This is a genomic window from Streptomyces sp. NPDC004752, from assembly GCF_053601275.1.
On sequence record NZ_JBSGBN010000011.1, the window covers coordinates 23,145 to 35,234 of the forward strand.

General features: G+C 70.6%; 12 protein-coding genes and 1 pseudogene. 12 read left to right on the forward strand and 1 reads right to left on the reverse strand.

Features of this window, described 5'->3' with window-relative positions:
• Positions 1-285: 285 nt before the first annotated feature.
• The 6 genes from ACWEKM_RS06895 (at position 286) to ACWEKM_RS06920 (ending at position 4,537) form a co-directional block, all read left to right on the forward strand.
• Entirely contained in the window at positions 286-1,566 is a 1,281-nt protein-coding gene (locus ACWEKM_RS06895; RefSeq protein WP_451620107.1) for a sensor histidine kinase, read from the forward strand.
• A complete protein-coding gene (locus ACWEKM_RS06900; RefSeq protein WP_451620108.1) occupies positions 1,563-2,339 on the forward strand; it encodes a response regulator in 777 nt (258 codons plus the stop codon). Before ACWEKM_RS06895 ends, ACWEKM_RS06900 begins: the two co-directional genes overlap by 4 nt.
• Before the next feature lie 113 nt (positions 2,340-2,452).
• A complete protein-coding gene (locus ACWEKM_RS06905; RefSeq protein ID WP_451620109.1) occupies positions 2,453-2,683 on the forward strand; it encodes a hypothetical protein in 231 nt (76 codons plus the stop codon).
• The gene (locus ACWEKM_RS06910; RefSeq protein WP_451620183.1) at positions 2,680-3,279 is read left to right on the forward strand and encodes a pilus assembly protein TadG-related protein; all 600 of its coding nucleotides are present in this window, start codon (positions 2,680-2,682) and stop codon (positions 3,277-3,279) included. Before ACWEKM_RS06905 ends, ACWEKM_RS06910 begins: the two co-directional genes overlap by 4 nt.
• Before the next feature lie 33 nt (positions 3,280-3,312).
• Complete coding sequence (locus tag ACWEKM_RS06915; protein ID WP_451620110.1) at positions 3,313-3,897, forward strand: hypothetical protein; 585 nt, start codon at positions 3,313-3,315, stop codon at positions 3,895-3,897.
• A gap of 7 nt (positions 3,898-3,904) precedes the next feature.
• Complete coding sequence (locus ACWEKM_RS06920) at positions 3,905-4,537, forward strand: OmpA family protein (protein ID WP_451620111.1); 633 nt, start codon at positions 3,905-3,907, stop codon at positions 4,535-4,537.
• A 106-nt stretch (positions 4,538-4,643) separates the two neighbouring features.
• Here ACWEKM_RS06920 and ACWEKM_RS06925 read toward each other — a convergent pair.
• Positions 4,644-5,000, reverse strand: a pseudogene (locus ACWEKM_RS06925) (DUF192 domain-containing protein); the annotation flags it as partial.
• A gap of 142 nt (positions 5,001-5,142) precedes the next feature.
• Here ACWEKM_RS06925 and ACWEKM_RS06930 point away from each other — a divergent pair.
• The 6 genes from ACWEKM_RS06930 (at position 5,143) to ACWEKM_RS06955 (ending at position 11,997) form a co-directional block, all read left to right on the forward strand.
• On the forward strand, positions 5,143-6,015 hold the full coding sequence (locus ACWEKM_RS06930) for an LLM class flavin-dependent oxidoreductase (RefSeq protein ID WP_451620112.1): 873 nt from the start codon (positions 5,143-5,145) through the stop codon (positions 6,013-6,015).
• 108 nt (positions 6,016-6,123) lie between these two features.
• The gene (locus ACWEKM_RS06935) at positions 6,124-6,657 is read left to right on the forward strand and encodes a GNAT family N-acetyltransferase (protein ID WP_451620113.1); all 534 of its coding nucleotides are present in this window, start codon (positions 6,124-6,126) and stop codon (positions 6,655-6,657) included.
• 45 nt (positions 6,658-6,702) lie between these two features.
• Positions 6,703-7,503: a class I SAM-dependent methyltransferase gene (locus ACWEKM_RS06940; RefSeq protein ID WP_451620114.1), complete on the forward strand. Its 801-nt coding sequence runs from the start codon at positions 6,703-6,705 to the stop codon at positions 7,501-7,503.
• A gap of 843 nt (positions 7,504-8,346) precedes the next feature.
• Entirely contained in the window at positions 8,347-9,120 is a 774-nt protein-coding gene (locus ACWEKM_RS06945) for an isoprenyl transferase (protein WP_451620115.1), read from the forward strand.
• Between the two features lie 382 nt (positions 9,121-9,502).
• Entirely contained in the window at positions 9,503-10,828 is a 1,326-nt protein-coding gene (locus ACWEKM_RS06950) for a PhoH family protein (protein ID WP_451620116.1), read from the forward strand.
• A gap of 449 nt (positions 10,829-11,277) precedes the next feature.
• On the forward strand, positions 11,278-11,997 hold the full coding sequence (locus ACWEKM_RS06955; protein WP_451620117.1) for an aggregation-promoting factor C-terminal-like domain-containing protein: 720 nt from the start codon (positions 11,278-11,280) through the stop codon (positions 11,995-11,997).
• Positions 11,998-12,090 lie beyond the last annotated feature (93 nt).

The following is a 12,090-nucleotide window of genomic DNA, read 5'->3' on the forward strand; positions in this document are numbered from 1 at the left end:
GAGCCCGGCCGTGGATGCGGCCGTAGACCGGGTCACGAACGCGGCTGCGAAGGCGGCTGTGGACCCGGCCGTGAGCCCGGCCATGGATGCGGCCGTAGACCCGGTCATGCACCCGGCTGTGAATGCGGCCATGAGCCCGGCTGTGAATGCGGCTGCGGCCCCAGTCACGAACTCGGCCGTGAACCCGGCCATGACCCCAGCTGTGAAGGCCGCGGCCCCGGACATGAACCCGGCCATGAGCCTGGCTGTGAATGCGGCCATGCCCCCGCCCATGCCCCCGGAGACGTGGCCCGACCGGGCACCGCCCCCGAGAAACTGCAACTACGCGCCCTCCAGGCGATGTGCCGTCAGGTGTTCGGCTTCCGCCTGGCGATGATCGCGCTGGCCGCCCCCGCCGCCCTGGTCAACGCGTCCCCGGGCCTCGGCGCCCGCCTGGTGGGCGGGGCGGTCGTCATCACGTTCATGGCGTCCTACGTCCTGTTCCGCGACTGGGAACGCTTCGGCCCGCTCCTCCTGCGCCACCCCACCCTGCTGGCGGCGGACACCCTCATAGGCTCCCTCCTCCTCGTCTCGGCGGGCCCGGACACGACCCTCGCCTACGTCAGCGTCTGCACCCCCCTCCTCGCCGGCCTCGTCTACAGCTGGCGCGGCGCGGCCTGCTTCGCCTCGCTCCAGGCCCTGATCCTGCTCCTGGTGCACGCGACCCTGGAGCAGGGCCACCGGGCCGATGTCGCCGAGTCGCTGCTGCTGCCCGGCCTGTGCGTCATCGCCGGGGCCATGGGCTCGACCCTGCGCAACCTGATGCTCCGCTTCGGCGCCGCGACCCAGGCCCTGACCACCGTGCAGGCCCGGCTCGCCGTCACGGAGGCGGTGAGCGCCGAACGCGCCCGGCTGGCCCGGGAGATGCACGACTCGGTGGCCAAGACCCTGTACGGCGTCGCCCTCGCGGCCGACGGCCTCGCGGCCTCCGCCGCCGCGGCCACCCGCACGGACCCCGCCCTGATCGAACAGCAGGCGGAACTGGTGTCCCGCTCGGCCCGCAGGGCGGCGGCGGAGGCCCGGGAACTCCTCACCGACCTGCGCCGCGAGCCCGACCGGGCGCGCGACACCGAACTGCTGCCGGAACTGGCCGCGCTCACCGCCGAGTTCCGCACCCGCACCGGCCTGCGCACCGCGTTCCACCGGACCGGCGACCGGCCCCTGCCCCCCGTCCCCCCGGCGGTCGCCCGCCACGTCCTCTCCATCGTCTCGGAGGCCATGGAGAACGCCCACCGCCACGGCGCGCCGGCCGTCGTGGACGTACGGGCGGACGTCCGGGGCGAGCTGCTGCGCCTGAGCGTGCATGACGACGGCCGGGGCCTGCCCTCCGGCACCACCCTCGAACGGCTGCGCCGCACCGGCCACTTCGGCCTGGTCGGCATGGTCGAACGCGCCGCGACGGTCGGTGCCCGCCTGCGGATCGGACGGGGCGAGCACCCCCAGGGCACCGAGGTCCTGCTGGAACTGCCGCTGACGGCGCCGACATCCCCGACCCCCGTACCGGCCCAGGAGGCCCGAGACGCATGAGAGGAGGCACCCCGATGCCGGTGAACCCCTTCGAGAACCGCCCGCCGACCGCTCCCGCCGCGCCGCTGCGGATCGTGGTCGCCGACGACAACCCGGTGGTCCGGGCGGGCCTGACCGTCCTCCTCACCGGCCGGGAGGACACCACGGTCGTGGCCGAGGCCGCGGACGGCCGCGCAGCGTACGAAGCGGCCCTGGAGCACCGCCCGGACGTCGTCCTCCTGGACGTCCGCATGCCCGGCGTCGACGGACTGTCGGCGCTGCCGCACCTGGTGCGGCTGGCCCCGGTCATGATGCTCACCTACAGCCATGAGACGGAGACGGTCCAGGAGGCGGTGCGGCTGGGCGCGGGCGGCTATCTGGTGCACGGCGAGTTCACCGTGGACCAACTGGTCACCGCGATAAGGGACATCACACGGGGCCGCCCGCACCTGACGCCCGCGGCGGCCGGGGCCCTGATGGCACCCCTACGCCACCAAACGCATGCAACTGCACACACGGAACCTGAACTCCCCCATAATTCTCGCCACACTTCTCCACAAAACCTTTCGCACATGCAATCAGACATGGGACAGTCATTGCGGTCGCGGTTCCAACTCAGCGCGAGGGAGGCGGAGATCATGGACCTGGTCGCGTCCGGTCTGAACAACCAGCAGATCGCCGCCGTGTGCTTCATCAGCGAGAAGACGGTCAAGAACCACATCAACCGGATCTTCGCCAAACTCCACAGCACCAGCCGCGCCCAGGCAGCCGCCAAATGGCTGGGGGTGGCCTGACATGACGGATCTTGACGGAGGTTGGGCCCGGCAATGGGCCCTGGGGCCCTGTGGGCGGGGCGGCACGGCATCGTACGTTCAGCGGATCGAAGGCGAACCCGGAGGGGAGCACGATGAGCGACCTGATGCTGAGGACGGCCGTGGCGGCGAAGGTTCGTGTGAGCGGTTGGAAGAACACGACGGTCGAAGCCGTTCGGCGGCGCGCCGGCGACCGAGGGCAGACCGCGGTCGAGTACCTGGGCATCATCGCCGTCGTGGTGGCCATCGTCCTGGCGATCACCGGCACGGACATCGGCAAGACGATCCTCGACAAGATCAAGGCCAAGATCGCCGAGGTCACCTGACCCGGCCGCGCGGGTCCAGGGACGCAGGGCAGGCTTTCCCCATCTACATCACGGTGGTGGCGGGTCTGCTCTTTCTCGCGTTCGCCTATCTCGCGGTCGGCCAGGCCGCGGCCAACCGGAACGGCGCCCAGACGGCGGCGGACGCGGCGGCGCTCGCGGCGGCCCAGAACGACCGTCACCAACTAGCGGACATATGGCTGCGGGACGTGCTCGATCCCACCAAGTGGCAGGACGTCTTCGACGGCAAGGTGCCGGTGAATCTCTCCTGCTGGCGGGCCGGCCAACTCGCCGCCCAGAACGATGCGACGCTGGGGAACTGCGATCGGCCCGATCCGTTCACCTACCGCGTCGAGGTCCGGACCGACAAGTCCGTCGGGCACTCCGTCGTACCCGGCACGGAGGACATGAAGTCGACGGCATCCGCGACGGCGGTGATCGAGCCGCTCTGCGGCTTCGAGCCGCTGAAGGAAGATGCCGAGGACGCCGCACTGCCACAGCTCACCTGCAAAGATGATCGAAACTGGGACCTGAACCCGGATGATCTCGCTGATCTCCCGGGGCCCGAGGACCTCTTCGACGTGCACCTGGCCGACTGACAAGCGATCGACGAGTCAAAAGGAAGCGGAGCGATGAGCATTCGGTTCACTGCGAAGGCTCGCAGGGGGACGGCCGCCTTGGCCGTCGCGGTCGGGCTGGCCGTCTGCGCGGGCGGCTGCGGCGGAGGGGGCGGCGGTGACGACAAGAAGCCGGAGAAGTCGGCGTCCGCCGCACCGGACGGCGTATCCGAGCCGAGCGCTCAGGAAGGCCAGTCGGAACAGCCTTTGGCCGAACTCACCGGACCTGACGGTTTGAATCTGAAGATCACGTCGGCCCAGAGGGACTCCGGCGGATTCGTCACCGTGAACGCGGAGCTCAAGAACGACGGCGGCAAGGACGCCGTGCTCTCGTCACAACTCACGGGCAACGAGACCGAGATCATGAAGAACGGTCAGTCGTTCGGCGGAGCCACACTTGTGGACTCCAAGAGCAGGAAGCGCTACTACGTCCTGCGTGACACCGACGGCCGGCCCCTCACCACCACCGGGGTCCAGACGGTCAAGGCGGGTGACACCGTCCCCGTCTTCATGCAGTTCCCGGCACCGCCCGCGAACACGACCGAGGTGACCTTCCAACTTCCCACGTTCCCCACCGCCACCCTCCAGATCTCCGGGTGAGGCACAAGTGACCACCACACCCCGGCTTCCGCTGGCCGCGACCACGGCCGCTGTTCTCCTCGCCTCGACCCTCTGCGGCGTCACCGCGGCCCGGGCCGACGAGTCCGACCCCAGTGTTCCGCCGGGCACCGAGGCAACTGCCTCCGCGCCGGTCGAGGTCGACCCCAGCGATCCGGATCTGAAGCTCCCCGAGGGCGCGACGCTCGCCTCCCCCAAGGTGCTCGACATCAAGTCCGTGGTGGAGGACCAGAGCGGCGACGAACGCCGCGAGGACACCAACGCGGACGTGAAGTTCGCCCTCCAGGCCGAGGTGCTGTTCGGCAAGGACAGCGCCAGGCTGAGCGCGGAGGCGAAGGCCCGTATCGCCTCGATCGCGCAGGAGATCGGGAACCAGCACGCGACCCGGGTGCGGGTGTTCGGCTTCACGGACGACCTGGGCTCCTCGGCCCACGGCGACGTCCTGTCCAAGCAGCGGGCCAACGCCGTACAGGCGGTACTGGACCAGGACCTGAACGACGCGAACGTCACCTTCGAGGTACGGGGCTACGGCGAGCAGTACCCGATCGCGGACAACTCCACCGAGGCGGGCCGGAAGAAGAACCGAAGGGTCGAGGTCTCCTTCCCCCGCTCGGAGAACTGACCCGAACTCAGGCAGGCCCGGCCTCACCGGCCTCACCGGCCTCACCGGCCTCACCGGCCTCACCGGCCTCACCGGCCTCACCGGCCTCACCGGCTCCCGGCCCCACCTCCACACTCACCCGCGCCCCCGCCTCGACCCCCCACCCGGCCATGGCCCCGGCCGCGGCCTCCAGCACATGCCGGGCACGCGGCCGGGGCAGGCCAAGCCGTCCCGGCCGCATGGTGCGTACGGCGATCACGGTGAGATCGCGGTCGAGATGGGCGACGTCGATGGGCATCCGCATACGGAAGGTGTGCACGCCGGCGGCGGGGGAGAGCAGCATCGCCCCGTCCACCGCATCACGCCCCAACAGCCCTTTGGTACGGGCGCGATAGGACGCCGCGATCTCCAGGGGAACCGACACCCGCCCGCCGCGCAGCCCGTACACCGTCAACTCCCCACGACCGTCCCGCCAACGACCCATCCCGGCCCCACCTCCCCGAGAACCGTACCCACCCGACCGCACCCGACCCCCTCAAGAGACCCAACCGCCGTGCGTCGGCTCGGGGTGCGCCGGTGTGGGGTGTGGGGTTGTCGTGGGCGGTGGGTCCCGTTAGGAAGGGGAGATGACTCGACTTGGTGCTGTTTTTCGGCCTCAGCTGGCTCCCGAGCGGCTTCGGGGCGTGGCCCGGGCGGCGGACGACGCGGGGCTGGACGAGCTGTGGCTGTGGGAGGACTGCTTCCGGGAGGGCGGGATCTCGACGGCCGCCGCCGCGCTCGCCTGGACCGAGCGGACGCGGGTCGGTGTCGGTCTGCTGCCCGTGCCGCTGCGGAACGTCGCCGTCACCGCGATGGAGGCCGCCGCGCTGCACCGGATGTTCCCTGGGCGGGCCGTCCTCGCCGTCGGGCACGGGGTGCAGGACTGGATGGGGCAGGTCGGGGCCCGCGCCGAGTCCCCGCTGACGCTGCTGCGGGAGCATCTGGAGGCGCTGCGCGCCCTGCTGCGCGGAGAGCGCCTCAGCGTCGAGGGGCGGTACGTCAAGCTGGACGACGTCGCACTCGACTGGCCCCCGGAGTCGGCCGTGGAGGTGCTCGTCGGCGCCACCGGCCCCCGCACGCTGCGGCTGGCCGGCGAGGCGGCCGACGGCACGATCCTCACGTCGGCCACGCCGCCCGACGGCGTCCGCCGGGCTCGGCGGCTCATCGACGAGGGACGGGCCGCGGCCGGACGCGGCGGGTCGCACCATGTCGTGGTCTACCTCCTCACCGCCACCGGGGCCGACGCCGCCGCCCGGCTGCGTGCCGAACTGGCCGCCGAGGGACTGGAATCGGTGCCGGATCTCGGAGTCGCCGGGGACGCCGGGGACGTGGCCGAGGCCGTGCGGCGGCTCGTGGCGGCCGGTGCCGACACCGTGGTGCTGCAACCGACGGGTGACGAGCCGGACCCCGAGGGTTTCGTACGGTTCGCCGCCGAGGAGGTCCGGCCGCTCGTGCCGTAGGCGTCGGCGGCCCGTAGGCGTCGGCGGCCCGGGATTGTCAGTGGGCCCTGCCACACTCCTTCCCCATGACGGAGTACAGGGCGGAGTACGAGTGCGGAGGGGCCGGAGATGAGTGAAGGGGCTGCGCGGGGTGCCGAGCCCGGCGCCGTGAGGCTGCGCGAGGTGGTCGACACCGACCTGGAGACCTTCCTCGCCTACGAGCACGATCCGGAGGCGGTCCGCCGGTCGAGGTTCCCACCGCGGGAGCGGGACGCCTTCCTGACGCACTGGAGAAAGAGGGTGCTGCCCGACCCCGACTGCCTGGTGCGGACCGTCACCGCGGGCGGCGAGATCGCCGGGAACATCGTCTCCTGGTCGCAGGGCGAGCAGCGGTTCATCGGCTACTGGCTGGGACGCGCGTACTGGGGGCGCGGCATCGGGTCCCGTGCCCTTGGCCTCTTCCTCCACGAGGAGCACACCCGGCCGCTGTACGCCGACCCGTTCTCCGGCAACACGGCCTCCGTCCGCCTGCTGCGGCGGCACGGCTTCGAGGACGCCGACACCGTCCGCGACGGCGACGACGAGCACATCCTCCTCGTCCTACTGACCCCGGCCTCGACCGCAACCCCGACCGCGGCGGACGCGGACGATGTCGTGCCATGAGAAAACCGGCGGCGCCGACCGGCGGAGTCCTGCGAGGATCCCCTCATGGACCGGACAGACGCGCGGGAACCCCGTTCCTTCGAAGAGCTGATCGCCGAGGGCGCCGCCGTGCCGACCGAGGGCTGGGACTTCTCCTGGTTCGAGGGGCGCGCCAGCGAGGAACGGCCGTCCTGGGGGTACGCCCGCTCGGCGGCCGGCCGGCTGGCCCGCGCCACCGCGGCGCTGGACATCCAGACCGGGGGCGGTGAGGTCCTCGACTTCGCGCTGGGCGCGGCGGCTTTGGACCGGCCGGCGCTGGTCGCCGCCACCGAGGGCTGGCCGCCCAACGTGGCCCAGGCGACCGCACTGCTGCGCCCGCGCGGCGCCGTGGTCGTCTCCGCGGCGGACGACGCGCCGCTGCCTTTTGCCGACGGGGCCTTCGACCTGGTGCTCAGCCGGCACCCGGTGCGCCCGCACTGGGACGAGATCGCCCGCGTACTGAGCCCGGGGGGAACCTACTTCGCCCAGCATGTCGGCCCGGCCAGCGTCTTCGAACTGGTCGAGTACTTCCTCGGGCCGCAGCCGGAGCACAGCCGCCACGCCCGCCACCCCGACCATGAGCGCGCCGACGCCGAGCGGGCCGGGCTTCAGATCGTCGACCTGCGGGCCGAGCGGCTGCGCATGGAGTTCCACGACATCGCCGCCGTCGTGCACTTCCTGCGCAAGGTCGTCTGGATGGTCCCGGGCTTCACCGTCGAGTCGTACGAGCCGCGGCTCCGGGTCCTGCACGAGCGGATCGAGGCCGAGGGACCCTTCGTCGCGCACAGCACCCGACACCTCTTCGACGCCCGCAGAGCGGACCGCTGACCGGACCGCAGAGCGGTCCGCTGACCGCCCGGTCCGCGCGGGTGCGGACCCCGGCGGCAGAATTGGCCGGGAACCGCCGCTCAGGGCGCTGGAAAGCGGAGTCGGGGCGGGGCTCCGTACGCGACCGAGCCGTCCTCGCATGCGACCGCACCCTCCGCGCGGGAACGCGCAGGCCGGCGAGGTTTCCACATCGTTATCGCGAGCGGCTCGCATCTGCGGGGGCACCTCACGTAAGTTCAGACCAAGGTAATTCGCGTGAGCAAAGCTGCGCGGTCGGCACCGCGCGGTGGAGGGGGCTGCGCGGTGCCGGAATGCGCCGGTGCGCCCGTCAAGCCACCGTTCGCTGCGGGGGTAGCCCATCAGAGGGACAGTGCGGCGACTGTCTGTATCGGCGCCGAGACGCCCCGCACCTGTTGATCATTTCCTACGCGGCCCGATCGCCTGGGAATCCGCTGCGAATCGGCCAGGAAAAGCCCCTGAACAAGGGATTCCGCAGCCATCGGGGCGTCGTCGGGCGACTCCGGAGAGTAGTTGTGGCACGCCGATGCGCGCGGGATCCCTCACGAAGGGTTATGGTGGAAACCCCCCCTCGGGCCGGTCCGTCTCCCCCCCCACGGACCGGCCCGTTTTTTTGTTGCGCCCGCCATGCGCCTGCGCGACGCCTCCCCGAGTGGAACCGTTCGGTGGTCGCACGCCGTCTCCCTGTATGAAGTGCGTGCGCCTGATCGCACGAGTGCGTGCGACCCACCGCGCCGCGCACCCGGAAACCGTGCCGGGTCCCGCAGGAGTAGGCTTCGGGCCCGCGGGGAACGCACCCGCACCGTACTGAGGGGCTGACATCACGTGAACCTGCGCGACAAACTGCGCGGCCTCCTGGTCAGGTTGTACGCGCACCGGGTGGAAGGCCACCTGGACCACGCTCAGGTGCCCAAGCACATCGGCGTCATCATGGACGGCAACCGCCGCTGGGCGAAGGCCGCGGGATCCAGCACCGTGCACGGCCACCGGGCCGGCGCGGACAAGATCGGCGAATTCCTCGGCTGGTGCTCCGAGACGGACGTCGAGGTCGTCACCCTGTGGCTGCTGTCCACCGACAACTTCGACCGCGCCCAGGAAGAACTGGTCCCGCTCCTCGGCATCATCGAGGACGTCGTGCGCACTCTGGCCGCCGACGGCCGCTGGCGGGTGCACCACGTCGGCACCCCGGACCTGCTGCCCTCCCCTATGCAACTGGCGCTGAAGGAGGCCGCGGAGGCCACGGCTAACGTCGACGGGATACTGGTCAACGTCGCCATCGGCTACGGCGGCCGGCAGGAGATCGCCGACGCCGTGCGCTCCATGCTCCTGGACGCCCACGACAAGGGCGTCGCCATGGAGGACCTCGCCGAGTCCGTCGACATCGACATGATCGGCCGCCACCTCTACACGAGCGCTCAGCCCGACCCGGACCTGGTGATCAGGACCAGCGGCGAGCAGCGGCTGTCCGGTTTCATGCTGTGGCAGACGGCCCACTCCGAGTACTACTTCTGTGACGTCTTCTGGCCGGCCTTCCGCAAGGTCGACTTCCTGCGTGCGCTGCGTGACTACGCGGCGCGACACCGGCGTTACGGCGGCTGAACCAGCGCCGTACCAGACCCCCGGGCACCCGCGTCGCAGGGCAGACAGTCCGTACGCCCCCGTTGGGGTGGAAGCGGTGAGGAGTTCATCCGCCCGCCGTCCCATGCATTTGCATGGCAATGCATCTTCCAGGGCATAAGCCAAGCAGGTCGACACCCGAACCACGGGTGTCGGATCTCAGCGGGCGGCACGGGGCCGCTCGCCCGGGAGGCCCTTTGCACCAGCCCGACCGTGCCGTCACCGCACGGAAGCAGCCGCGGAGGGCCGGTTCTCGGCCCGCGCGTCTGTATCGCGGCCGACGACCGGCCTGGTTTTCCCCACGCTCCCGGCCCCGCTTCCATCTCGTCGCTCCCCGACCTCATCCGAGGGGGTACGTCCTTCCGTGGTGACCAGCACAAAGCGCCACAAGCCCGACCGGCGCACCTATGTAGTCGACACCAGCGTCCTGCTGGCCGACCCGAACGCCCTGACCCGCTTCGAGGAGCACGAGGTCGTGCTGCCGATCGTGGTGGTCACGGAGCTGGAGGCCAAGCGGCACCATCCCGAACTCGGCTATTTCGCCAGGCAGGCGCTGCGTCTGCTCGACGACTACCGGGTCCGGTACGGCCGTCTCGACGCCCCCATCCCGATCGGGGACCTCGGCGGCAGCATCCGTGTCGAGCTCAACCACTCGGACCCCAGCGCGCTGCCCACCGGCTACCGCCTGGGGGACAACGACTCGCGCATCCTCGCCGTCGCCCGTAATCTGCAGGCCGAGGGGTTCGACGTCACCGTCGTCTCGAAGGACCTGCCCCTGCGGATCAAGGCATCGTCCGTCGGTCTCCTCGCCGAGGAGTACCGCGCCGAGCTGGCCATCACGGACTCCTCGGGCTGGACCGGAATGTCCGAACTGGCGCTCTCCGCCGAGCAGGTGGACATCCTCTTCGAGGAGGGGCACGCCCAGGTGCCCGAGGCCGCCGACCTTCCGGTGCACACGGGCCTGACGATCCAGTCGGAGCGGGGCAAGGCGCTCGGCCGGGTGACGGCGGAGGGCACCGTCCGCCTGGTGCGCGGCGACCGGGAGGTGTTCGGCATCAAGGGCCGCAGCGCCGAGCAGCGGATCGCCCTCGATCTGCTCCTCGACCCGGACGTGGGCATCGTGTCCATGGGTGGCCGGGCCGGCACCGGCAAGTCGGCGCTGGCGCTGTGCGCGGGCCTGGAGGCGGTGTTGGAGCGCCGTCAGCACCAGAAGGTGATGGTCTTCCGTCCGCTGTACGCGGTCGGCGGGCAGGAACTGGGTTATCTGCCGGGCACCGAGGCCGAGAAGATGAGCCCGTGGGCGCAGGCGGTGTTCGACACGCTCTCCGCGGTCACCAGCCGTGAGGTCATCGAGGAGGTCACCGCGCGCGGGATGCTGGAGGTCCTGCCGCTGACCCACATCCGGGGCCGTTCCCTGCACGACGCGTTCGTGATCGTGGACGAGGCGCAGTCACTCGAACGGAACGTCCTCCTGACCGTTCTGTCCCGGATCGGCGCGAATTCGCGGGTGGTTCTGACGCATGACGTGGCGCAGCGGGACAATCTGCGGGTCGGCCGGTACGACGGTGTCGTCGCCGTGGTGGAGAAGTTGAAGGGGCATCCGCTCTTCGCGCATGTCACGCTGACCCGGTCCGAGAGGTCCCAGATCGCCGCGCTTGTGACCGAAATGCTGGAGGACGGACACATCTGACCCGACTGTTCAACTTGGGTCGGTTACTCGCTGGTTGGCGCCGCCCGGCAAAGGCTTGAGCCTAGCCGGGCGGCGTCGCGAAGTGTGAGCGTTTCTTGAAAGCATCTGGGCCAAAAGTGATGTGAGCTTTCACACGCAACTCAGAATTGCCGACCGGTGTCGGGTTACGGCAGAGTCTCAGTCCTGTCAGGCTCCGCATACGACACAACTGTTCCCCCTGGGGGCACCTCCCGCGCTCTTGAGGCTGTGGGGGAGATACGGCATCACATAGGTGCCACGGTCAACTCCATAGCGTCGTCGTATGCCGCCCGAGCATCATGTGGCGCTCCTTTGCCGGGAGTTGCCCACCGGGCCCGTGCCTCCGTGACCCCGCAGTGGGGAGGCCAGCGTCAGGGGCACGATTGCGTCCGCCAGGGTCACCGAAGCGGGCGACGCTGGAAGGAAACCGTGTGAGCCGGATTTCGGTCCGGGGATTCGCAGTGGCCTCGGCCACCGCGGTCACCGCCGTCGGAAGCGTCGTCGGAGTTGCCTCGGGCAGCGTCGCGCAGAACAACGACGCCGAGGCGACGGCAACCGACGCGACGCTTCTCGCGGACATACCCGCGGGTCAGCAGGCCCAGGTACAGACCGCGTCCCTGACACAGCAGGCGGACGCACAGGCCATCGCCGCGGACGCGAGCGCCAAGAAGGACGCCGAGGAGGCGGCCCGCAAGGCGGCCGCCGAGACGGCGATCGCCAAGAAGGAGGCCGCCGAGAAGGCGGCGGAGGCAGCGAAGAAGGCCGCCAAGGAGCGCGAGGAGGCCGCGAAGGCCGCCAGTCGCAGCAAGAGCGCCAGTGCCAGCGCCGGCACCGCCAGCTTCCCCGTCCAGAGTTCCTACTCGGTCGCGCAGATCCAGGCGATGGCGCGGCAGATGGTCGCGGGCGGCCAGTTCCAGTGCTTCAGCAACATCGTGGACCACGAGTCCAGCTGGAACTACCGCGCCGTCAACGCCTCCTCCGGCGCCTACGGCCTCTTCCAGGCGCTGCCGGGCTCCAAGATGTCCTCCGTGGGCGCCGACTGGCAGACCAACCCCGCCACCCAGATCAAGTGGGGCCTCAACTACATGGACAGCCGCTACGGCAGCCCGTGCGACGCCTGGGCGTTCTGGCAGGCCAACCACTGGTACTGAGACGAACGGCGGTTCGCCGCCCCCCTCTCAACCCCGCACAGCCCCTTCCCGTCCTACGGGGAGGGGCTGTTGCCATGTACGGTCGGACGGACG